General features: G+C 75.2%; 9 protein-coding genes. 3 read left to right on the top strand and 6 right to left on the bottom strand.

Going from position 1 to position 23,685, the window contains the following annotated elements; genetic code table 11:
• Window positions 1-50 precede the first annotated feature (50 nt).
• Window positions 51-998 carry a sensor histidine kinase gene (locus BLQ67_RS05430; RefSeq protein ID WP_092503160.1) on the top strand — a complete coding sequence of 316 codons (948 nt, stop codon included), beginning with the start codon at window positions 51-53 and terminating at the stop codon, window positions 996-998.
• Between the two features lie 10 nt (window positions 999-1,008).
• Here the strand turns inward: BLQ67_RS05430 and BLQ67_RS05435 are convergent, their stop codons facing one another.
• Both BLQ67_RS05435 and BLQ67_RS05440 read right to left on the bottom strand, forming a co-directional pair.
• Entirely contained in the window at window positions 1,009-2,763 is a 1,755-nt protein-coding gene (locus BLQ67_RS05435) for a hypothetical protein (RefSeq protein WP_092503162.1), read from the bottom strand.
• On the bottom strand, window positions 2,760-3,431 hold the full coding sequence (locus BLQ67_RS05440) for a response regulator transcription factor (protein ID WP_092503164.1): 672 nt from the start codon (window positions 3,429-3,431) through the stop codon (window positions 2,760-2,762). The genes BLQ67_RS05435 and BLQ67_RS05440 overlap by 4 nt, the downstream gene beginning before the upstream one ends.
• Window positions 3,432-3,560: 129 nt before the next feature.
• Here BLQ67_RS05440 and BLQ67_RS05445 point away from each other — a divergent pair, with 129 nt between their 5' ends.
• Window positions 3,561-5,534, top strand: a complete 1,974-nt coding sequence (locus BLQ67_RS05445; RefSeq protein WP_157674681.1) for an Hsp70 family protein — start codon at window positions 3,561-3,563, stop codon at window positions 5,532-5,534.
• A 129-nt stretch (window positions 5,535-5,663) separates the two neighbouring features.
• Window positions 5,664-6,209, top strand: coding sequence for a sigma-70 family RNA polymerase sigma factor (locus BLQ67_RS05450; RefSeq protein WP_092503168.1), 546 nt, complete (start codon window positions 5,664-5,666; stop codon window positions 6,207-6,209).
• 270 nt (window positions 6,210-6,479) lie between these two features.
• Here the strand turns inward: BLQ67_RS05450 and BLQ67_RS05455 are convergent, their stop codons facing one another.
• From BLQ67_RS05455 to BLQ67_RS05470, 4 genes are all read right to left on the bottom strand, one after another.
• Window positions 6,480-9,470, bottom strand: a complete 2,991-nt coding sequence (locus tag BLQ67_RS05455) for an AAA family ATPase (protein ID WP_092503171.1) — start codon at window positions 9,468-9,470, stop codon at window positions 6,480-6,482.
• Entirely contained in the window at window positions 9,455-10,075 is a 621-nt protein-coding gene (locus BLQ67_RS05460) for a hypothetical protein (protein WP_157674682.1), read from the bottom strand. Before BLQ67_RS05460 ends, BLQ67_RS05455 begins: the two co-directional genes overlap by 16 nt.
• Window positions 10,076-10,085: 10 nt before the next feature.
• Window positions 10,086-12,935 (bottom strand): hypothetical protein, encoded by a 2,850-nt coding sequence (locus tag BLQ67_RS05465; RefSeq protein ID WP_092503175.1) that lies wholly within the window; start codon window positions 12,933-12,935, stop codon window positions 10,086-10,088.
• Window positions 12,936-13,015: 80 nt separating this feature from the next.
• Entirely contained in the window at window positions 13,016-23,665 is a 10,650-nt protein-coding gene (locus BLQ67_RS05470) for a WXG100-like domain-containing protein (RefSeq protein ID WP_092503177.1), read from the bottom strand.
• Window positions 23,666-23,685: the final 20 nt, after the last annotated feature.

Below are 23,685 nucleotides of genomic sequence, written 5' to 3' on the forward strand. Positions count from 1 at the left end.
TCGCGCGCTCCTCGACCAGCTGGAGGAAGGGCGGCTGCTAGCGTCGCCGCATGCGCGTCGTCGACCGGGTGGGGGCTGCCCTCACGGCGGCGCTCGTCGCATCCGAGACGCCTCCGCCACCGTCGACGCTCGTCGGCATCGTGGGCGAGGCGATCGGCGCCGACCGGTGCGAGCTGCGCCTCGGCACGAAGGCGCTCAGCTGGAGCGCGCACGATGCCCCGGCGCACGCGCAGGAGGCGACGCTCGTGCTCGGCACGAGCCCCGACGTCGTCGCGACCGTCGCGCCCGCGCACGTCATGCCGTCGCCCGAGGCGTGGCAGCCGCTGCTGCTGCTGCTCACGCCGTACGCGGCCGAGGACGCCACGTGGCATGCGCGGCGCAGGCAGCAGGAGGCCGCGGGCCGCATCGACGACGTGCGGTGGCGCGCATCCGCCGACATGGAGCACGAGCGTCGGCGCCTCGAGCGCGACCTGCACGACGGCGCCCAGCACCACCTCGTGGCGTTGCGCATGGCGCTCGCGCTCGCCGACCACCGGCGCGACCAGCCCGACGCCGAGGCGCGCATCGCGGCGCTCGGCGCGCAGCTCGACGCCGCCGAGGAGCTGCTCATCTCGACGGCGCGCGGCGTGCTGCCGAAGTCGCTCGCGAGCACGGGCCTGCACGGCGCGCTGCGTGCGCTCGAGGCGACCGACGTCATCGTGCAGGCCGACATCCCCCGGCTCATGCCCGCGGTCGAGTCGGCGCTGTACTACCTGGCGCTCGAGGCCGTGAGCAACGCGCACAAGCACGCGCCCGGCGCGACGATCGTCGTCGAGGCGCGGCTCGACGCCGAGCGGGCGCTCGTCGAGGTGCGCGACGACGGCCCCGGCTTCGTCGTCGGCGACGACGTTGGCGGCCTGTCGTACCTCGCGGATCGGATCGAGGCGATCGACGGCACGCTCGAGGTGCGGTCGGCGCCCGGCGCGGGCACGACCGTCACCGCATCCGTGCCGTACTGAGCCGCGAGCCTCAGCGCACCAGCAGGCCGACGGCGCTGCGCTCGAGCACCTCGACGGCCCTGCGACCCGCGCTGCCGAGTCCCGGCCGCGCGGCGACGCGCTGCCAGTGCTCCACGGCCGCGAGCGCCGCGGCGCGCACGCGCTCCTGCTCGGCGTCGACCGGCAGGCCGAGCCGCGTGTGCAGCTCGCCGCCCTCGGCTCCTGCGAGCCGGGCGGCGGATGCGTCGACCACCGCGGGCGCCTCGCCGCGCGCGATCTCGTCGAGCAGCACGTCCTCGACGAGCTCGTGCGCGCCGGCGCGCACCTCGTCGATCTGCCACCGCAGGTCGACGGCGTCGTCGTCGGCGGCGTGCTCCGCGAGTCGTTCGAGCACGCGACGCGCGGCGAGCACGGGCGCGCGGGCCGCGAGCTCGGCGACGGCCTCGGCGGGCGCGATGCCGTCGCGGAACAGCAGCTGCCCCGGTCGCAGCCGAGCGGCGAATCCCGGTCGCGGCGCGAGCGCGCACACCACGGCGTCGATCGCGCCCCAGCGGCCGTCGCGCGCGCGGATCTCGTCGGCGAGCGCCACGTCGGGCGCCGCATCGCACAGCACCGTCTGCACGCCGGGCATCGGCGCGGGCAGCGGCCCCTGCACGACGAGCAGCACGATCGGCGCGACGAGCGCGTCGCGGCACGCCTCGCGCTCGTCGTCGCCGAGCGCCGCGACCTCGACGAGCGTCGCGACCCTGCCGTGCACGGGCCGCGCGGCGATCTGCCGGTTGCCGATCGGCAGCGACGTCACCTCGCCGCGGTCGGGCATCGTCACGGTGACCTCGACGCCGGCGTCTCCCTCGCGCACGCGGGCGACGAGCTCGCCGCCGAGCGACGCGATGCGCTCGGCGTCGGCGACGAGCAGGCGCGCGACGGCAGGGCCATCGAGCGGCGTCGTGCTCGCGACCGTCGCGACGAGCGCGGCCCCGTGGTGCAGCGCCACGGTCGCGGAGGCGCCGGTGCGCGCGATGGCCGTGAGCGTGCCCGCGACCGCGTGGTAGAAGCCCGACTCGATGTCCCAGCCCGCGCGGCGGCCCAGGTCGCCGACGACGTCGACGGGCACCGGCAGCGCCGCGGCGAGCTCGCGCAGCGTCTCCTCGACGCCGCGATCGGGCAGCATCGCAGGGAACACGCCGCGCACGGCGTCGCGCAGGTCGTCGATCAGCCGGTCGGCGAACGCGTGGATGGCAGGCCACTCGAGCGAGTCGGCCGGAGCGGCGAGCATCTCGCGCAGACCGGCGAGGTCGTGCACCGTCGCCGTCGTGATGGTCTCGACGAGGCGGATGCGCTCGCCCTCGCGCACGCGCGCGGCGCGCACCTGCGCGCGCTCCGCATCCGTCTCGCGCTGCAGCGCGTCGCGTCGTGCGCGATCGAGCGTGCGCATGCTGCGGGCGGCGCGCACGGTGGCGCCGAGCCACGCGCACGTCTCGTCGACGAGGCGGCGACGACGCGCGGCCGCGAGGTCGGGGGCGGGCCGGATCTCGAGCACGCCGACGCCGGGCACGAGATGCCGGTCGGGCTCGGCGTGCGACGGGACCGCGCCCTCCTCGATCCACGCGGCGATCTGCTGGTGGTGACCGTCGGCGAAGCGGCGCAGCAGCCGCAGCTGCGGTGCCACGGCCCCGCGCACCGTCAGCCCGCGCGCGAGGTTCTCGAGCAGCGCGAGCGCCAGCGCCTCGCGCGGGGTCGTCGCGAGCACCTCGACGACGTCGCGCGGGGCTGCCTGCGCCGTCATCGGCCCGAGCCGTCGACCTTCTGCGCCTGCAGGTAGCTGAGCACGGCGAGCACCCTGCGGTGGTGCATCGTCGCGTCCTCGGGGATGCCGAGCTTCACGAACAGCGACGCGACATGCTTCTCGACGGCCTTCACCGACACGAAGAGCTCCTCGGCGATCGAACGATTCGCCCGGCCCTCCGCCATGAGTCGCAGCACGTCGAGCTCGCGCTCGCCGAGGGCGCCGATCGCGCCGTCGCGGTGCTCGCCGATCTCGACGAGCCGCGACGCGAGCACCGGCTCGATGACGATCTCGCGGGCGAGGATGCGCTCGAGGGTGTCGTTGAGCATCTGCACGCTCGCGATGCGCTCCTTGAGGCGGTAGCCGATGCCCTCGGTGCCGATCGACAGCATCGTGCGCAGGTAGTGCGACTCGGCGTAGTGCGACAGCAGCAGCAGCCCGATCTGCGGGTGCTGGGCGCGGATCCGCGCGGCCGTCGACAGCCCGCCCTCGTCGCCGGGCGGCATGCGGATGTCGAGCACGGCGATGTCGACGTCGTGCTCGCCGAGCATCGCGAGCAGCTGGTCGCCGTCGTCGAGCGCCGCCACGACCTCGTGGCCGGCGGCGTCGAGCAGCATGACGAGGCCCTCGCGGAAGAGCGTGCCGTCGTCGGCGATCGCGACCCGCATCGCAGCCCCCTCCGCAGCCCTCGCATGCCCGCGGCCACGGGCCCGAAGTTCAGCCTATGGGGACCCTGCCTCGGGAGAGACGCCACACCCGCGTCACATCGGTCGTCTATCGTCTGCTCCGTGGGACCCATGCGATATTCCATCGGCGTAGACCTCGGCACGACCTCCCTCGCGGTCGCGATCGGCGACGACCTGGGCACGCGCGCCGCCCAGCTGTCGCCGGTGCTCACGGAGCCGTCGGTCGCCTTCTGCTCCGCCGATGGCACGATCCTCACCGGCCAGGCAGCGCTCGACGCCGCCGACGGCGACGGCGACGAGACGAGGCTCGTGCGCGGGTTCAAGCGCCGCCTCGGCGACCCGACGCCGATCATCGTCGGCGGCGTGGGCTTCGCACCCGAGGCGCTCATGGCCGCGCAGCTGCGCGACGTCGTGACGCAGATCACCGAGCTGCAGGGCGAGGCGCCCGCGCACGTCGTGCTCACGTGCCCGGCCGCGTGGGGCCCCTACCGACGCGAGCAGTTCGCGCAGATCGCCGAGCTCTCGGGCGTCGCGATCGACGAGATCGTCACCGAGCCCGTCGCGACCGCGACGTCGGTGTCGCGCGAGCGGCCCCTCGACGACGGCGCGATCGTCGCCGTCTTCGACCTCGGCGGCCGCACGTTCGACGCGACCGTGCTGCGGATGGGCGCGGAGGGCCTCGAGGTGCTCGGCAGCCCCGAGGGCGTGGAGCACCTCGGCGGCGACGACTTCGACGACGCCGTGCGCGGCCTGCTCGACCAGCGCGTCGGCGGACGCATCTCGGCGCTCGACGCCGCGAAGCCCGACGAGGCGGCGACGCTCGCCGCGATCGACGAGGCGTGCACGCTCGCCAAGGAGGCGCTGTCGGTGCGCGAGGAGACGGTCGTGCGCCTGCCGCTCGACGGCGCCGACCATCCGATCACCATCATGCGCGCCGACCTCGAGCGCGCCATCCGCCCCGCCGTGGGCCTCGCGGTCGCCGCACTGCTGCGCACGATCCACTCGGCAGGCATCGACGCGGATGCCGTCTCGACCGTGATCCTCGCGGGCGGCTCGTCGCGCATCCCGCTCGTGGCCGAGGAGGTCGCGAGCATCGGCAGGCCCGTCGCCGCGACGCACCACCCCAAGTTCACCGTCGCGCTCGGCGCGGCCGAGCGGGCGCGCACGATCGCGGCGCAGGCGCTCGCCGGCGACGGCGAGGTCGCGCCCGTCGCGGCGCCCACGTTCACGTCGTCGATCACCGTGCCGACCTCGGCGCCCACGGCCCCGGCGGCTGCGCGCGGGCCGTGGCGCCCGCGCATCCACCGCGGATACGCGCTCGTCGCCGGCGTCGCGGTCGCCGCGCTCATCGCCGGCGCGATCGTCGTCGGCGCCATGCTGGGCCGCGCGGGCGGCCTCGACGCCGCGACGCCCGACGCCAACGCGCAGCCGCAGTCGAGCGAGCAGGCCGGCGCCGAGCCGAGCGTGCCGCCCACCCTCACCGCCACGGCGGCGCCCGTGCCCGCGAGCGCGCAGGACGAGACGGAGGCGACCGTCGCGTCGCCCGTCTTCACCGGCGGCAGCTCGACGGCTGGGCTCGACTGGTTCATCCAGTCGGCCGACCCGTCGGGCGCGTGGGGCCTCACGCCCCTGCTCGACGGCGAGGCCATCCGCCCGAACCTCACCCTCACGCAGTCCGACGGCGGCCTGCGGGCGCAGTGGACGAGCGGCGGCCCCGCCCAGCTCTACGCGCAGACGCTCGGCGAGCCCCTCGACCTCAGCGAGATCGCCGACGACGACGGCGCGCTCGTGTTCGACGTCACGATCAACGCCGGCACCGCCGAGCACCTCGAGATCGCCACGCACTGCGGCTACCCGTGCGGCGGCTCCGTCGACATGACGAGCGTGGTCGCCGGCATCGGCCAGGGCGAGACGGTGCACGTCATCATCCCCGTCGAGTGCTTCACGGCGTCGGGCCTGCTGCCCGAGGCCGTCGACACCCCCTTCCTCGCCCTCGGCTCGGGCGACGTCGACATGACGTTCCGCGAGATCCGCTGGGAGAACCTCGCGGGCGCCGACCCTGCGGCGGTGCGCTGCGGGCCATGACGGGCAGGTAGGGACACCCCTACCCGCGGCGTCGGGATGACAGCCCGAGCGGGGGGATGAGCCCAGAGACACCGCCTTCGCGCGGTCGGACGATCGAGAGAGACGTCGACCGACGGGAAGGACGCGCTCATGGCCATCGCCGCAGCACCCCGCAGGACCACCACCGAGGACACGAGGGCGTTCGACGCACTCGTCGCCACGCACCGACCGGGGCTCGTGCGCTACGCCACGCGGCTCATGAGCGGCGACGTCGCCGCCGCCGAGGACGTCGCGCAGGAGACCATGCTGCGCGCCTGGAAGCACCTCGACCGGCTCACCGAGCAGCAGGGATCCGTGCGCGGCTGGCTCACGCGCGTCGCCCACAACATCGCCATGGACCAGCACCGCGCCCGCCGCTCGCGCCCGACCGAGATCGCCTGGACCGAGTTCGACGAGGAGCGCGCCGCGTCGCTCGACGACCCTGCCCGCGAGGTCGAGGACCGCGTGCTCGTGACCGAGCTGCTCGCGCACGTCTCGCCCATCCACCGCTCGACCCTCGCCGAGGTGTACCTCAGCGACCAGACCGCCGCCGCGGCCGCCGCGCGGCTCGGCGTGCCCGTGGGCACCGTGAAGAGCCGCGTGTTCCACGCGCTGCGCACCATGCGCACGCAGGGCGGGGCGGCGCTGGCTGCCTGACGCGACTCGCTCGACGGATGCCCGCCAGGTGCGCCTGGCGGGCATCGTCGTGTGCGGGGGGTCGCCGCTCCCCCACCAGCTGGTCGAGGAGCGCGCGAGCCGCCAGGCGAGCACGCGTCACGAGACCACGCGACCGCCGCTCCTGCCCAGCCGCGCGCCTGGTCGCGTCGAGCGGGTGCGTCGCGTGGTCTCGTGACGGCTCCTCGCTGCGCTCGGGGCCCCCTCGACCAGCTGCTGGGGCGCTCCGCCGCGACGGCAGCGATCAGCGGCTCACGCGCCGATCGCGTCCGGCGACGGCACGTCCTCGGGCAGCAGCAGCACGAGGTCGTCCATCGTGGGGTCCTCGATCGTACGGGTGCGGCGTGCGTGGTTCGCGATCGCCGCATCCATCACCTGGCGCGCGTAGCGGCCGTTGCCGAACGACGCCGTGCGGTCGACCGACGTGAAGTGGCCGCGCAGCGCCGCGACGGTCGAGCCCGTGCACTCGTAGCCCGAGCTCGTCGCGTGCTGGTTCACGATCGTCACGAGCTCGTCGGGCGTGTAGTTCGCGAACCGCACGCGGTGCGAGAAGCGCGAGTCGAGGCCCGGGTTCGTGGCGAGGAACTGGTCCATCTCGCGCTCGTAGCCGGCCGCGATGACCACGACCTCGTCGCGGTGGTCCTCCATGAGCTTCACGAGCGTGTCGACCGACTCCTTGCCGAAGTCGGCGCCGTTGCCGCCGCCCGAGGCGAGCGTGTACGCCTCGTCGATGAACAGCACGCCGCCGCGAGCGCGGTCGAACGCCTCGGTCGTGCGCCTGGCCGTGTGGCCCACGTACTCGCCGACGAGGTCGGCGCGCGACACCTCGGTGACCTGGCCCTGCGCGAGCACGCCGAGCGCCGTGAGCAGCGACCCGTAGAGGCGCGCGACGGTCGTCTTGCCGGTGCCGGGAGGGCCCGCGAAGATCAGGTGCCTGCTGAGGGATGGCGCGGGCAGCCCCGCCGCCTGCCTGCGGCGCGCGGAGGTGAGCAGGTCGACCATGCCCTGCACCTCCTCCTTCACGCCGTCGAGGCCCACGAGCTCGCGCAGGGTGCCGAGCAGCTGCTCGACGCGCTCCTCGTCGACGCGGCCGACGCCGGCGCCGATCGACGAGCCGGGCAGCGGTCCGAGGTCGTCGGGCACGAGGCGCGTGAGGGTGAGCGAGTCGACCTCGGCGGCGTTGCCGAGCCGGTACGCCTGCCTGCCGAGCATCTCCTCGAACACCTTGCGCGCCGTGCGGCCGTTGCCGAACGTCTCGTCGCGCGGCAGCTTCGTGAAGTAGTCGTGCAGCGCAGCGCGCGTCTCGAACTCGAGGCTGTAGTGGTTGCCGCGGCAGAGGTTCTCGACGATCGTGACCATCTCGGCCGACGAGTAGTCGGCGAACTCGATCGTGCGCGAGAAGCGCGACGACAGGCCGGGGTTCGCGGCCATGAACGTACGCATGTCGTTCGTGTAGCCGGCGACGATCACGACGACGTCGTCGCGGTGGTCCTCCATGAGCTTCACGAGCGTGTCGATCGCCTCGCCGCCGAAGTCGTTGCTCGAGCCGCCGTCCTTCGACAGCGCGTACGCCTCGTCGATGAACAGCACGCCGCCGAGCGCCTTGCCGAACTGCTCGGAGGTCTTGATGGCCGTGCCACCGATGACGGCGGCGACGAGGTCGGGGCGCGCGACCTCCACGAGCTGGCCGGTGCGCACGACGCCGAGGGCGGCGAGGATGCGGCCGTACAGGCGCGCGACGGTCGTCTTGCCGGTACCGGGCGAGCCCGCGAACACGAGGTGGCGCGACACGGGCGGCGACGGCAGTCCCGCCTCGGCGCGGCGCTCGGCCATCTGGTGCATGCGCACGAGCGTCTCGACCTGGCGCTTGACGCTGTCGAGGCCGACGAGCTCGTCGAGCTCGGCGAGCAGGCGCTCGAGCTCGTCCTGCCCGGGGCGCTCGGGCGCCTCGCCCGGAGCCTCCTCGCCGCGCGGGCGGGCGGGTGCGCCGTCCTGCGCGTCGTCGTCGTCGACATCCTGGGGCTGCTCGACCTCGACCTCGGCGTCGGGCCCGATGCGCACCTCGTCGGCGACGTCGACCATGCGCGTGCGTCGCAGCGCACCCGTCGCGGAGTCCTGCCAGTCGACGCCGACGCTCGAGCCGCGCACCGAGCCGCCCTCGAGCACGAGCCGCGACGCGTCGCGCGCGACGGCGCCCTCGCCGTCGGCGTCGACGATGCGCACGTTCCTGAGCGACGCCGTCGCGTCGTCGGATGCCGTGACCCCCGTGCCCGCGGCGCGCTCGATCGTGGAGTCGAGGAGCGTGAGCGACGCCGTGCCCGCGACGACGATGGCGTCGTGGCCGGCGCCGCGCAGCTCGCACGCCTCGGCCGTGAGCCGGGCGCGCTCGATGAGGTGCAGCGCGTGCGTCGCGCCGTCGTCGATGCGCACGCGCGACAGCTCGACGACCGCATCCGCCATGCCGACGACGCCCTGGCCGCCGAGGCGCTGCATCGCGACGTCGCGCAGCGTCGCGGATGCGCCGGTCGTGACGAGCAGGCCGATGCCCTCGCCGTCGGCGATGAGCGTGCCGGTGGCGTCGAGGCTCGCGCCGCCCTCGACGGTGACGGCGGCGTTCTCGACCGAGCCGATCGTGCCGCGCACGAGCGTCAGCTGCCCGCCGTCGGCCACGAGCAGGCCGCCCTGCACGGTGTCGACGGCCGCGTCGGTGAGGTGCGCCGAGCTCGGGCCGCGCACGACGAGCGCCGTCGTGGCGATGTCGTGCAGGCGTCCGCCGACGATCTCGGTCTTGCCGCCCTCGTACACGAGCACGCCGGCGCCGGCGTCGTTCATGACGTTCGTGTCGTGCATCGACAGCTGCGCCTCGGCGCGCACGACGAGCGCGACCTCCGTCGACGCCTCGACGGTGCAGTCGTCGAGCGACAGCGCCCCCGACTCGACGTCGACGGCCACGTCGCCGCCCGCGCGCGCGATCGTGACGCCCGAGACGCGCACCTCGACGGCGGCGCCGCGGATCGCGGGGCCCGTGCCGCTCTCGATGCGCACCTCCCCGGCGTCGCCGACGCCCGAGAGCGAGACGACGCGGTCGATCGTGAGCGACTCCCGGTAGAGGCCGGGACGGATCGAGATGACGTCGCCGTCGTTCGCGGCGGCGAGCGCCGACGCGATGGACTGGTGGCAGTCGGGGTTGTCGGCGGCGACCGTGAGCACCGCGCGCTCGGGGGCGATCAGTCGAGTGGCCATGTCGTGCCCTCCCAGGCGTCGGGGCGGATGGCGGCCGACACGCGCCGCCAGGTCTCCGCGTCGATCGGCGCCGCCGGCCCCGCCGCCCGCAGGTGGGCGACGAGCTCGGGGTCGGGCGCGATCCAGTGGTGCTCGAGGTAGTAGGCGACGGCGTCGCTCCAGATCCAGGCGCCGTCGGATCGCAGGTCGGCGGGCACGGCGGCGTCGACGTCGCCGAGGTCGTCGCGCAGCGGCTGCGAGGCGCGCACGACGATCGAGCCGGAGCGCAGCAGCGCGAGCAGCTCCTCGCGCTCGCGCTGGTCGACGATGACGGGGTGGTCGGCCGCGAACCACGGCTTCCCGTCGCGCTGCCCGTCGAAGACGCGGGCGACGCACGGCGGCGGCATGCGACGCCGCGTCGAGAGGCGGCCGGCCACGTCGCGCAGCAGGGTGCGGATGCGGTGCGCGCCGCTCGCCGCCGTCGGCGTCGCGGATGCGGGAGCCGCGGGTGCGGCGGTCGCCGCGTCGGGTGCCGCGGCCTCGACCGGCGCATCCGGCACGTCGGGCTCGACCTGCGACGGCATCGGCTCGTCGTGCTGCTGGGATGCGGGGAGCTCGTGCGTCATGCGATCCACCTCAGGCCGCCAGGGGAAGGTCGCCGAACCAGCGATCGATGGCATGCGTGCCGACCTCGCCGCGAGCCTCCGCTGCCGCCTGCAGTCGCGCGAGCGCCTGCTCGGCATCCGCGCTCTCCTCGGCGAGCAGCAGTCGCGGCGACGGACCCTCGGCGCTGCCGAGCACGCGCAGCCGCACGCCGGCGGGCAGCACGACGTCGGCGGCGCCCGGCGTGCCGTGCAGCACGCGGTCGAGGCGGCGTCCGCTCGTGGTCCAGATGAGCGCCTCCGACGGGCCGGTCGCGGGACCGTCGGCCGCGGCGGCGACGAGCGGCGTGCGCAGCCGCAGGAGCGAGCCGGGCGTGGCGTCGACGCCCGCGGGGATGCCGCGCACCACGACCGAGCGCGCCGTCGGCAGCATCGCGAGCCCCTCGGCGAGGCACGTGTGGAAGTCGAGGTCGTACTCGGCGTGCGGCTCCGTCGCGAACACCCGCACGAGCGAGAGGCCCGTGAGCATCGCGGAGCGGTCGGTCGCGACGCGCATGCCGGGCTGCTGCGCGAGCAGCTGCGCGACGGTGCGGCTCGCGACGTCGTACCGGGAGCCGAGCGCCGAGCGCACGCGATGGCGCTGGTCGGCCGTCGAGCGCACGCCGAGCGGCACGTCGATGGCGGATGCGGTGGGGCGCGGCGCCGGGGCCGGAGCCGGTGCCTGCGCGGGCTCGGGCGCGACGGCGGCCGTCGCGACGACGGGCTCGACCTGCGCTGCGAGGGCGGGCGTCGCCGCCGGCTGGGCGGGCGCCGGTGCCGCGACGCGCTCGGGCGCGGCCTCGCGCTGCTCGCCGACCTCGGTCGTCGGTCGCGCCGTCGCGCCGCGGGTGCCGCCGCCGAGCAGTCGTGTCGCGGCCGATCCCTGCAGCGCCCGCGAGAGCGCGTCGTTCGCTGCGCCGGCGGCGGCCCGCGTCGGCGCTGCGGGGGCGCCGGCCGCAGCGGCCGCGGCAGCGGCGGGCTCGGCCTCCTTGGGCGCGGCCGGTCGCGCCCGCGGCGCCGCAGGAGCTGCCGCCTCGGGCGCGATGGTCGGTGCGGGTGCCGGCGCGGCAGCGGGAGCGGGCGTCTGCTGCGCGTCCGAGGGCAGCGCCGCGTCGTCGGATGCCTCGGCCGGGGTCGGGCGCCGCACGGCGGCCGCGTACCAGGCGGCCGCCGCCGTGTCGACGGTCGGCACGTTCGTGACGTGGGCGTCGCGTGCGCGTCGCGACGCGGCGCCTGCGCTCTCCTCGGGCGCCGGGGCGTCGTCGTCGCCGCCGATGACGGCGTCCACGGTCGCGGGCGCGAGCGATGCGGGCACCGCTGCCGCACGGACGGGGGTGCGCGAGGGCTGCTCGGTCGCGTCGCTACGGCGCTGCGCCCGCGTGCGCTCCGGCTGCACCGTGCGCTCCGGCTGTGCAGGCGCGACGTCGTCGGCCGCTGCGGCATCCGGCTGCTCGGCACGCAGCGACGCGACCGCGACGGCGACGGCGATCGTCGCGAGCTCGACGGCCTCGACCTCGGTGGCGGGCGTCCCCTCGGCGACGGCCTCCGTCGTCGCGGCAGGCGCGACCGGCACGTCGGTGTCGCCGCTCGCGTCGGCCGCGGCGGCGACGATGCGCCCGTCGGCCGTGATCGCGAGCGACTCGGTCGGCGCCCACTCGCCCGGGTACGCGTCGCGCACCACGCGCCTCGCGGCGCCGTCGACGGGATGGATCGTCACGGCGCTGCGCTGCTCGAGCCGCTCGCGCAGCGGCGCGAGCAGCGCGGGCAGCGCCGCGGGCTGCTGCGCGCCATCGCACTGCACGAAGATGCCGAGCGACGCTGCGGGCGCCTCGAGCGCCGCATGGTCGACGAGCGGCTGCCCGGCGGGGCGCACGACGAGGCCGGCGGAGACGACGTGCACGACCCACCGGTCGCCCGCGCGCCGCCTGGTCGTGGGGGTCTCGCCGAGGCGGTACTCGACGGCGTTCGCGGCGACGAGCCCGGGCGGCGGCGCCCACCGCTCGAGCGTCACGGTGCCGTCGGGGGCGCACACGCTCTCGAGGGCGAGCGTCGTCGGCAGCGCATCCTCGTCGCCGTCGATGCGCACGGGGGCGCCGTCGAGCTCGACGCCGTGCGCGACGCGCAGCGGCTGGTCGAGCGCGGCCGCGAGCGACCGCACGACGTCGAGCGGCAGGCTGCCTTGGCCGAAGCCCGCCAGCACGACCGCCGAGCGCGTCTCGACGGGCAGGGATCGCAGCACCGCGAGCAGACGCTCCTCGGTGGGCGCGGGCTCTGAGGGGCTGCCCGCGACGACGAGCAGCTGCCGCTCGCGCACCGCGATGCCCGCGAGCCGCATGGCGTGCCTGGGCGCGGTGCCTGCCGTGATCCACAGGCCGGCCGGGATGTGGGCGGCGCCGCGCAGCGACTCGGGCAGCTGCGACTGCCAGGCGGGCGCGGGGTAGCGTCGCCCGGCGCGCACGCGACCGCCCAACGGGCTCTGCGCGATCCATCCGTCGCCGCCGCCGACCGAGAACAGCGTGCCCTCGCAGCGCACGATGCGCCCCTCGGGCGCGACGACCGAGACGCCGAGCGCCTGCGCGAGGCGCGTGCTCTCGGCCTCGCCGTCGTCGCCGCGCTTCGCGAGGCCCGCCTCGGGCACCACGACCTCGCCGTCGAGGTGCGGCAGCACGGCGTCGACGACCTCGGCGTCGGCGCTGCGCAGCGCATCGCGCAACGCGGGCGTCGCGGTGAGGTACCGGGCGGCGCGCAACGGCGGCAGGCCCTCGAGGACCGCCGTGGCCTCCGCGTCGTCGCTCTCGGCGACGACGATCCCGAAGCCGGTGCGCTGCACGGTGATCGACGTCACGGCACTTCCTTCCCTCAGCACGATCACGCGCCGAGCGTCGGCGGCGGTTCACCGCCGCGCGGCGCGTCCCCCGCGCGTCGTCAGGAGCGGCTGAGCGCGTCGTCGAAGAAGGCCTGCGCGTCGAACGTCGAGCCGTCGCCCGTGAGCGTGCCGTCGGGCAGCACGATGCGGTCCTCGAGCTCGTCGTCCTCCTCGGGCACGAAGCCGCCCGTGGGCGCGTCGGGGATCCAGGTGTCGTGGTGCGGTCGCTCGGGCGTCGTCGGCTCGTCGGTCGCGAGCTCCGGCTCGCGGGGGCGCTCGGTCGACGCGTCGTCGTGCACCGACTCGACGTCGGCCGCGTCGGCCGCGTCGGATGCGTCGGATGCGGGCGCGGGCTGCGCCGACGCCGGCGGCTGCGCCGGGGTCGGCGTCGGCGTCGGGATCGGCGCGGGCGCGACGGGCGGCAGCGGCTCGGATCGCACGGGCGGCACATCCCTGGGGCGCGGCGGCGCGGGGCGCGCCTGCGGCTCGTCGTCCTCGCCCTCCGACGCCGTGAAGTACTCGTTCGCGGTCTCGTACTCGGAGGTGGACTCCGTCTCGACGGCGTCGTCGGCGGCGTCGACCTCGACGTCGCCCTCCTCGGCCGTGAGGTATTCGTCGGCGGTCTCGTACTCCGAGGCGGCGTCGTCGCGGGCGGTCTCGACGGCGGGCGCGGGCGTGGTCGGCGGCGTCGGGGTCGTCGTCGGCGCGTCGTCGTCGGCGAGCGACGCGAGCTCGTCGTCGACCATGCGGTCGGCGTCGTCGTCGGCCTCGTAGCCGTCGTCGACCCGGTCGCTCGGCGCCGGGCGCTCGTCGAGGGCCGTCTCGGTCGCCTGCTCCTCGCGCTGCGCAGCCTCGCGCTCCTGGGCCCGGCGGCGCTCGGCAGCGTCGGCGCGCTCCTCGGCCCGCGCCCTCCGCTCGCGCTCGGCGGCGTCGCGCTCGGCGGCCTCGCGCTGCTGGTCGCGACGCTGCTCGGCAGCCTCGGCACGTCGGCGACGCTCGGCCTCCTGCTCCCTGCGCTCGACGGCCTCGGCGCGGCGGTCGCGCTCCTCCTGACGCTGCTCCTCGCGCTGCTGGTCGTCGGCCTCCCGCTGCTCGGCGTCGCGGCGCCGCTCCTGCTCGCGCCGATCGGCAGCCGCCGCGCGGCGCTCGCGCTCGTCGCGCACCTCGCGCTCCTGACGCTCGACCTCCCGCTGCTCGGCCTCCGCGCGCTCCGCGTCCTGGCGATCCCACTCCCGGCGCTCCGCATCCAGACGCTCCTGCTCGCGGCGCTCCGCGTCCTCGCGCACTCGCTCGCGACGCTGCGCCGCCTCGCGCTCCTGGCGCTCCAGCTCCCGACGCTCCCGCTGCTGGCGCTCGCGCTCCCTGCGCTGCTCCTCCTCGCGGCGGAACCGCGCCAGGCGCTCCTCGGCCTCGCGCCGCTCCGCGTCGCGAGCGCGCTGCGCCGCCGCCTCGCGCTCAGCGCGCGCCGCATCCTCGCGGGCCGCGGCCTCGGCGCGCTCGCGGTCGGCCTCGGCGGCGCGCGCGGCGTCGCCGGCGGTGTCGGCGGGCACCGCGAGCCCGAGCGCCGAGAGCTGCTGCTCCCACACCTGCAGCACGACGGGCACGTCGACCTCGCCGGGCTGCCGCGGTCCCCCACTGCTCACGATCGTCGACGTGCCGGCCGTGATGCGCAGCCGCAGGTGGGCGTCGACGATGAACGAGCGGCCCTTGTGCGTGATCTTCTCCGACGTCTTCACGTCGGTGCCCTGCTCGTCGGTGCGGCTCGTCGAGCTCTTGAACGACGGCGCGAGCACGCCCGCGAGCAGCCCGGCGTCGGTCATGCCCGAGAGCCCGAACGGCAGCGACATGCCGGCGTCGTCGGCGCGCTTCTTCGCCTCCGCGATGCCGACGCCCAGGTCGACGGTGTGCTGCAGCGTCGTCGAGGGCGACGTCGAGCCTGGACGGATGGAAGGCTCGACGAGGCCGCCCGAGATCGACAGGTCGGAGCGCAGGTCGCGGAACGCGCCGCGGCGCGCGATGAGCTCGTCGATGCTGAACGTCTCGCCCGACACGATCCTGGGGATCGCGTTGAACAGCATCGGGTTCGAGATCGCGGTCTGCAGCGCCTCGTCGTAGACGTCGCCCCGACGCGCCCGACCGCCCTTCGCGGCGAGCTTGTCCTCGACCATCGTGCGCACGTCGTCGACGCCGGCGTGGTCCCAGCGCACGGGTCGCCATGCACCGACCGCGGGCAGCTGGTGCTGCTGCGCGGCGCGATCGGGGGCCGGTGGCGAATCGAGCGCATCGGGCGAGTTCGTGGGCTCGAGCATGTCGACGGTGCCGCCCACGGAGATCGGCGCGAGCGGCGTGTGCGAGCCCTTCGTGATCGCACGCGGCAGCAGCGAGTCGAGGGCGCCGCCGACGTGCTCGTGCAGCTCGAGCCGCACGTCGTAGGTCACGGGCACGTGGTGCTGCTCGAGCGACTCGTGCTCGGCCGTCGTGGCGAGCTTCGGCGACTCGGGCCCCGAGGCGCTCGTGTCCCACCGACGGTTGAAGACGGTCCAGTCCTGCTGGGTCGCGGCCTCGCCGCCCGGCAGGTCGTCGACCTCATCGGGCCTGGTGAAGAAGCCGATCCGGCCGTCGGCGCCGATGTTGACGAGGTGGAATCGACCCCGCTTGCGCGTCGCGCCGCCCGAGCGCTCGGTCGAGAGCGTCTCGCCCTGCAGCGACTGCTGCGTCGCCGGGTCGGTGGCGTCGGGCCGATGCGAGACGTCGAGCTCGATCGTGACGGTGCGCTGCGTGAACGGACCGGCGGGCAGCGGCACGGTGATGCGGGTCGGGCCCACCATGGCGTCGCGCACGAAGCCCGAGCCGGAGCTCTGGGTGAGCACGCGGCGCACCTCGCCGAGGATCTGCTGGCGCGTGCGCTCGTCGATGCCCACGGGACGCCAGTTGCGCTCCATGCGGGCGAGCGCATCCTTGGTGATGCGGCTCTCTCCCACGACGGCGTCGGAGTCGTCGCGGAAGGGCGCGAGCGGGTCGGCGGCGGGGGCGGCAGGCGGATTCGCGGGGTTCGCGGGCGGGTTCGCAGGCGGATTCGCGGGGTTCGCGGGCGGGTTCGTCGGATCGCGGGGCGGCAGCGAGCCCAGCTCGATGCCCGCGGGCGTCACGACGGGCGGGGTGGCGACGACGGGCGGGGCGGGGGTCACCGGCGGCGCCGCGGGCGGCGTGGGCGCGTGCTTGACGAGCTCGGGCGGCAGCTCGATGCCGTGCTTCTGCAGCAGCGCGGCGGCCTCGCGCACGGGCAGCTCGACGTCGACGGATGCGGGCTCGTAGCGCGTGTACGACGGGTTGGCGAAGCCGCTGCGCCACCGCCAGCGACGCAGCTCGACCGTGGGCCTGTAGCTGCGCTCGGCGTCGAACCGCAGCACGGCCGTCTCGCCGACCTTCGACCGCTCGCTCGCGGTGCCCGACGAGCGCTCCGCCTCCTTCGACCGGCCGTGCGTGTAGCCGAGCTTCGCGCCGATCTGGGCGAGGAAGTTGTCCTTGCCGCCCGGCGCGGTGGCGCGCACGATGCCGTCGAGCCCGCCGTTCAGGCTCCACTCCTTCGACGTGCCGACGGCGCGGTCGTCGGCCGAGCCGCGCATGAGCGTGCGGTTGTCGCGCGTCGTGACGAACGAGGGGTTGCCGAGCCGCTGCTTGACCTCGACCGAGCCGTGCATGTCGCGGATCTTGCCGGACAGCACCATGTCGCCCGTCGTCACGCCGCGATCGCCGAGGCCCTCGTTCGCGATCGTGCGCAGACCCGCGTCGGAGCCGAGGCCCTGCACGGTCGCGGCCGTCACCTCGCCGGGCTTCGTGAACGGCGAGCGCGTGATCGTCGGGCCCGCGACGGGATCGAACGCGCGCGATCCCCAGCTCGAGAAGTTGCCGCTGCCCAGCGGGCTGCGGTGCTTGGCACCGGTGCCGCTCGTGACGTCGGCTCGCTTCGACAGCGAGGCGTCGAGCAGGCTCGCGTGCGCCTCGTGGCCGCTGACCCGCTCGACCTTCGCGTAGGCACCGAGGTCGGCGGCGTCGATCTCCTGGAACCGCGGGTCGCCCACGTCGCCGACGAACGTCCGCGGACTCGTCGCGTCGGGCGTCGTGCCGTCGAGCTGCGGTCGGCGCACGGCGACGCCATCGATGTCGATCGACTGGCCGAGGTCGGGGCGCTCGACGGTGTGCCGGTCGGCGGTCGGGCCGCTGCCCAGCAGCCTGCCGCCCGCGAGGCCGCGCTGCAGGAAGCTCGGGTCCTTCGTCGACTCGTGCACGACCTTGAGCGTCGTCTTCGTCGGGTGGTAGCCGGCCGGACCGATGCTCGATGCGGCGCGGGTGTCCTTAATCGTGTGCTGCGCGGCGTTCTTCGCCGTGCGCTGATGCCCGCCCGAGAGCTGCAGGATCGCGTTGCCCCAGTTCTTCTCGGCCGTCGGCGATGCAGCCGCGGCCTGCGAGGTGGTCGAGGCGAAGGATGCGATGGCCTGCGACCCGAACGTGAAGCCCTGCGTCGCCTTCGAGTCCATCGTGATCTCGCGCTTGCTCGACACCGACTCCTCGTGCTTCGACGTGCGCGAGTCCGCCGTCGTGCCCACGTCGCCGAGCGTGACGTCGGCCGTGATCGTGATGCGGTGCGTGCGGCCGCCCTCGTGCCACACGGCCGTCGTGCCGTCGGTGGCCGCGTCCTGCATCGAAGCCTTGGCCTTGGCGTCGTCGGCGAACTTCCTCGCCACGGCCTCCCTGCCCTTGTCCGAGAGCTCGAGCCCGTCGCCGATCCGGGTCGACAGGTCGGGCGGCACGGACACGAACGAGTCGCGCGACGGGTCGAAGGTCGACTCCGGGCGGAACGGGCCCTCGTGCATCGTCATGCCCTCGGGCCGCACGGGTCCCGGCAGCCAGAGGCCGCGCGCCGCGGCGTCGGCGATCGGCACCGAGAACGTCGTCTGCACCTCGACCGACCGCGGCGAGCCGAGGCCGAAGCGCGGCTGCACCTGCACGGTGCGGCTGAGGGAGTAGATCGCGACCTTGTCGTCGTCGCTGCGCGCCGACGAGTGCTTCGTCTCCTTCGAGCCGCCGATCTGGCCGCTCGACGTGACGGTGAGACCACCGCCGATGCGCAGGAAGCTGCGCAGGCGGCCACGTGCGCCCGCCGTGGCGCTGAGGTCGACGCCCTTCGACCATCCCGACGAGAACGCCGTGCCGCGCGTAGTCTTGCTACCCCCGTCGGCGATGCCGAGGTAGGCGGTGCGCGGGGCGTCGTCGGTCACCGAGAACGTCGACCGGTCGCCGCGTGCCTTCGCGTCGCCGGATGCGGTGAGGATGCCCGTGAGCGCGTCGACGTCGCGCTGCGAGCGGGGCCGCACCGTGCCGTCGGCGAGGGTCGTGACGCGGCGCGGCCCGATGCCGCGCAGGTCGGCGTTCTGCCACGTCGACGCCTCGCCGGGGACGCGCCCGTCCTGCCTCGGGGCGGTCGCGGACGCGTGCGAGACCTCGGGCATCGTGAGGTTCGCCTCGACGTCGACCTGCGTCGTGCGTCCGTCGGTCGTCAGGTCGAAGGTGACGTCGGCGTGGGCGGGCGTCAGCCCCGCCTTGGGCGCCGCCGTGTCGCGCAGCGTCGACTTGAGCCCGAGGTCGGCGCCCGTCGTCGCCCCGATGCCGAAGGTCGCGGCGGGGAAGCCGGGCGTCGGTCCCATGGCGACCGTGAGCTGCAGCTCGGCCTTCGCGGAGTTGCTCACCGAGGTCTTGTCGGAGCGCTCGACGTCCTGCGTGCGGCTGAAGACGTCGGTGGGCTCCTGCACCTTCGGCGCGGGCTCGGGCTTGGCCTCGCCGTCGGCCGTCGCGTCGGTGCCGCTCGCGCGGTTCGTGCCGTTCGTGCCATCGGCGTCAGTCGCGGCATCGGTCGACGGCTTCGGCGTGACGGCCGCGACCGGCGTCACGGCCGGCATCTGCACGTCGGCCGTGCGCACGGTGGCCGTGCGGCCGTCGACCGTGATCGACCCGGCGTCGAGCACGCCGCGCCAGGCCTCGGCGACCTGCGCATCCGTCGACGTGTCGGTGAGGCCGAGCGCGTCGCGCACGCGGTCGGGCGTGACGCCGAGGTGGTTCGCGACCTGCGTGTGCATGCCGTCGGGATTGCGGATGGACGCGAGCGGCAGGGGCTGCCCTTGCAGCAGGTCGTTCGCCGGGTACGTGTGCTCGGGCAGCTGGCGCTCGCCGTCGGCGATGCGCTCGATCATCCAGAGGTTGCGCGGGTAGAGCGCTGCCCCGTCGCGGTGCACGGCGTCGCCCATGATGCCGTCGTCCGTGTGCACGGCGCTGCGGGTCGCATCCTGCTGGAACACGCGGCGCGGGTCGACCGACTCGTCGGCGAGGCCGAGGGAGTGCAGCAGCTCGTGCGTGTAGACGCTGCCGCGCTCGTCGCTGCGCCAGTGGCGCTGGTCGGTGCCGGTGGGCCGTCGACCGTCGGGGCCGCGTCCCGTCTCGCCGATCTCGTCGACGGGGGCGACGACCTCGATCGTGCTGTGGGCCTCGGCGGCGGTGTCGACGAACTGCACGTCGAGGTGGAACTGGTCGCCGCTCGGCAGGCGGTAGCCCTGGTTGGCGATCGCCTCGACGCTCGTGCGTGCGCGCTCCTTGGCTGCGGTCACGTCGGCGTCGCTCACGCCCTGCCCGCGCTCGAGGTGCACGCGCACCGTGTAGACCTGCACGGCGCGACCGTCGGGCACGACGACGCGGGCGCGGTCGTAGCCGAGGATGCCCTCGAAGCGTGCGAGGCGGCCGCCACGGCCGTCGGTGCGCACGTCGGCCACCCGCAGCGAGACGGTGTGCGGCGTCGCGGATGCGAGCCGCGACCGCCAGTCGGTCTCGGCGATGGGCGTCGCGGTCGGGTCGGCCCAGGGCGCCCTGCGGTCGGGCGCGTGGCGCCATCCCTCGTCGCGCGTCGCGGGGATGCGCGGGTCGGGTCCGCGTCGCGGCGGGGTGGGGCGACGGCGACGGGGCGGCCCCTGCTCGTCCCTCGCACGCAGGCGCGGCGCAGGACGCGGCAGCGGCGGCGGCGTGGGCGCCGTCGAGGTCGGGATGGGCGTCGCGGTCGCCGGCGTGGGCGTGGGCGTCGCGGACTTCGAGGGTGTCGGCAGCGGCGGTGCGGGCGGCACCGTGCTGGGCCGCTGCGACGCCGGCGCCTTCGAGGGGTCGACCTTCGACTCGCGGATCGGGTCGGGCTTCGTGGTGCCGGCGGTGGCCGTCGCCGTCTCCGGACCCTTGCGGCCGGGCACGGGCGCCTGGGCGGTGGACTGCGTCGCGGGCTGCGTCGTCGGCCGCTGCGGCGACTGCTTCGCGGGGGGCGTGGCGCCCTTGGCCGTGCCGGTGGTCGCCGGGGACTGGGTACCGGTCTGGCCCGGAGCCTGCGTGCCGGGGGCCTGCGTGCCGGGGGCCTGCGTGCCGACCGCGGCTGGCGTCGTCGTCGGCGACTGCCCTGCGACCGGCACGGGGGTCGGCGTCGGCGCGGTGCCCGAGGTGCCGTCGTCCGATGCCTGCGCGTCGGTCGCGACGTCGGTGGAGTCGACCGTCGTGATGCTCGACGCGTCGCTGCCGTCGTCGCTGAAGATCGAGTCGACGTCGGTCTCGGTGTCGCTGTCGCTGTCGCTGCGGGCGTCGGCGTCGGCGTCCGCGTGCGTGGCGTCGGGAGCCGGCGCGTCGTCGCGCCGCGGCTGTCCGTCGACGTCGGTGGCCGGATCCTGCGTCGACGGGTCGCGCGCGTCCTGCTGTCCGTCGGGCGTCGTGTCGGTCGTGACCGGCGCGTCGGACGTCGCGTCGACGTCGACGGTGGACGTCGTGTCGGTGGACTGCCCAGGCGTCGGGGTCGGCGCCGGCGTCGTGTTCGACGGCGACGTGCTGCCGGGCGTCGAGGCGGGAGGCGTGGCTGCGGGCGACTGCTCGGTGTCGGTCTGCTCGGTGTCCGACTGCGTCGTGTCCGACTGCGTCGTGTCCGTCGTCGTGTCGGCCTGCGTCGGCGCATCCTGGTCGACTGTGGAGTCCTGCCCGACGGTCGAGTCCTGGCCCACCGTCGGATCCTGGCCGACCGTCGAGTCCTGCCCGACGGTCGAGTCCTGACCCACGGTCGAGTCCTGACCCACGGTCGAGTCCTGACCGACCGTCGAGTCCTGACCCACGGTCGAGTCCTGACCCACCGTCGAGTCCTGCCCGACCGTCGAGTCCTGACCCACCGTCGAGTCCTGCCCGACCGTCGAGTCCTGACCCACCGTCGAGTCCTGACCCACCGTCGAGTCCTGACCCACCGTCGAGTCCTGACCCACCGTCGAGCCCTGACCCACCGTCGAGCCCTGACCCACGGTCGAGTCCTGCCCGACCGTCGAGTCCTGACCCACCGTCGAGTCCTGACCCACCGTCGAGTCCTGACCCACCGTCGAGTCCTGACCCACCGTCGAGCCCTGACCCACCGTCGAGCCCTGACCCACCGTCGAGTCCTGACCCACCGTCGAGTCCTGACCCACCGTCGAGCCCTGACCCACCGTCGAGCCCTGACCCACCGTCGAGCCCTGACCCACCGTCGAGCCCTGACCCACCGTCGAGCCCTGACCCACCGTCGAGCCCTGACCCACCGTCGAGTCCTGACCCACCGTCGAGCCCTGACCCACCGTCGAGCCCTGACCCACCGTCGAGCCCTGACCCACCGTCGAGCCCTGACCCACCGTCGAGCCCTGACCCACGGTCGAGCCCTGACCCACGGTCGAGTCCTGACCCACGGTGGAGTCCTGCTGCGAGCCCGGCGTGGTCGGCCCCTGCTGCTGCGATCCGGGCGGCGTGGCGCCCTGCTGCTGCGCGCCAGGAGGCGTCGATCCTTGCTGCTGCTGCGCGCCATCCTGCTGCGAGCCCGGCGTCGACGGGCCCTGCTCCTGCTGTCCGGACGGGGTCGACGATCCTTGCTCCTGCGACCCGGGGGTCTGGCCGCCGGGCTGCTGCCCTGCCGGAGGGGTCTCGCCCGCGGCGGCCTGCGCCTGCTGTCCCTCGGGATCGGGGCGGCCACCGAGGGGATCGGGCGCGTTCGAGGTGCTGCCCGCGAGCGGGTTCGGCGCGTTCGTGGTGCCGTCGCCCTGCTGGCCACCGGCATCCTGCTGCGAGTCGTCGCGCGGACCCTGCTGCGACCCCGAGCCGTCGACGGGCCCCTGGCCGTCACCCGCGCCCTGGCCGTCGCGCGGTCCCTGGCCGTCACCCGCGCCCTGGCCGTCGCGCGGTCCCTGGCCGATCCCGGAGCCCTGGCCGTTGCCCGAGCCCTGGCTGTTGCCGGAGCTCTGGCCGTTGCCCGGGCCGGACCCGTTCGCGGATCCCTGGCCGCCTCCGAGCCCGGGTCCCGCGCCGAGCCCCGGACCTGCACCGAGACCCGGACCGGCACCCAGGCCGGGGCCGGCGCCGGTGTCGGTGATGGGGGTCTGTCCCGCGCCGGGGTCGGAGCGCGTGCCGCCGTCGCCGCCCGAGCCGCCATCCGACGGTCCCGGGCCCCCGAACGCGGTGCCGGCGTGGTAGCCGGCCGCGGTGCCGAGCCCCGTGCCGATGCTCGACGACGCCGCCGAGAGCACCCCACCGACGCCCACCTGGAAGCCCTCGCCCTGGATGGCGCTGTAGGTGCCCTCGGTCATGACCTCGACGAACGCCTCACCGACGAAGTCGGTCGCGATGTCCTGCGCCGTGTCCTTGATGCCGTGCGGCTTCGGCGCGTCGTTCGAGCCCGTCGTCGGCGGCAGGTCGCCATCGGCGCCCTTGCCCGGCGGCGGCACGTCCACGCCGTCGCCGCCGTCGGCGCCCTTGCCGGGTGGAGGCGTGCCGATGCCATCGCCGACGTCGTCGCCCACGCCCTTGCCGGCGCCCGACCCGATGCCATCGCCGACGTCGTCGCCGATGCCCTTGCCGGCCCCCGAGCCGATGCCGTCGCCGACGTCGTCGCCGACGCCCTTGCCGACGCCCGACCCGACGCCATCGCCGATGCCGTCGCCCGCGCCCTTGCCGAACGCCTTGCCGAGGCCCGCGCCGCCGACGATGACGACGCCGCCGAACATGCCGGCGAGCGCGCCGCCCGCCGCGGCGCCCGACGTCTTGTCGCCATCCCACTCGGTGCGGTTCCCCTCGGCCATCTGCACGAGCTGCGCGACGGCGTCGATCGCGACCTCGCTCAGCACGTTGAACGCGGCACCCTTCGCGATCTCGGCGAGCAGCTTGCGCAGGATCGTGCGGAACAGGATGGTGTACATCGCCTTGCGCGCCGCGAGCCAGGCCATCGACGCGCCGAACGACGGCACGGCCATCGCGATCGCCCACGCGATCTCGGCGATGAGGGCGATGAGCGCGCCGATGAGCGTGTACTTGGTGTACTCGACGTCGAGCGCGAGCTTCTCGAGGAACTGCGAGCTCGACAGCATCGACTCGGCGACCTCGCGCAGCGCGTCGCCCTCGGTGAGCGACGCCACGTACTGGTCGTAGGCGTCGGCGCTCATGCCCGAGAAGCCCTGCTGCGTGGCGGCGAGGTCGCGGCGCATGTCGCCGTCGAGGTCGTTCAGCTCGCGGGCCGCGAGCTCCCAGCCCTGCGCGAGCGCGCGCAGCTGGTCCTCGTTGGCCATGGGGAAGCGCTCGCCCGCGAGCACGAGGAAGAGGTTGGCGGCCTCGTTGCTGACCATGAGCGCCATCGCATCCTCCTCTCCCTCGA

It is taken from the genome of Agrococcus jejuensis (genome assembly GCF_900099705.1).
In the GTDB taxonomy this organism is placed as follows: Bacteria; Actinomycetota; Actinomycetes; order Actinomycetales; family Microbacteriaceae; genus Agrococcus; species Agrococcus jejuensis.

Excerpts from the sequence above, each read along its gene's own strand:
- BLQ67_RS05430 (WP_092503160.1), top strand. The coding sequence starts at position 51 with ATGCGCGTCGTCGACCGGGTGGGGGCTGCCCTCACGGCGGCGCTCGTC.
- BLQ67_RS05435 (WP_092503162.1), bottom strand. The coding sequence starts at position 2,763 with ATGACGGCGCAGGCAGCCCCGCGCGACGTCGTCGAGGTGCTCGCGACG.
- BLQ67_RS05440 (WP_092503164.1), bottom strand. The coding sequence starts at position 3,431 with ATGCGGGTCGCGATCGCCGACGACGGCACGCTCTTCCGCGAGGGCCTC.
- BLQ67_RS05445 (WP_157674681.1), top strand. The coding sequence starts at position 3,561 with ATGCGATATTCCATCGGCGTAGACCTCGGCACGACCTCCCTCGCGGTC.
- BLQ67_RS05450 (WP_092503168.1), top strand. The coding sequence starts at position 5,664 with ATGGCCATCGCCGCAGCACCCCGCAGGACCACCACCGAGGACACGAGG.
- BLQ67_RS05455 (WP_092503171.1), bottom strand. The coding sequence starts at position 9,470 with ATGGCCACTCGACTGATCGCCCCCGAGCGCGCGGTGCTCACGGTCGCC.
- BLQ67_RS05460 (WP_157674682.1), bottom strand. The coding sequence starts at position 10,075 with ATGACGCACGAGCTCCCCGCATCCCAGCAGCACGACGAGCCGATGCCG.
- BLQ67_RS05470 (WP_092503177.1), bottom strand. The coding sequence starts at position 23,665 with ATGGCGCTCATGGTCAGCAACGAGGCCGCCAACCTCTTCCTCGTGCTC.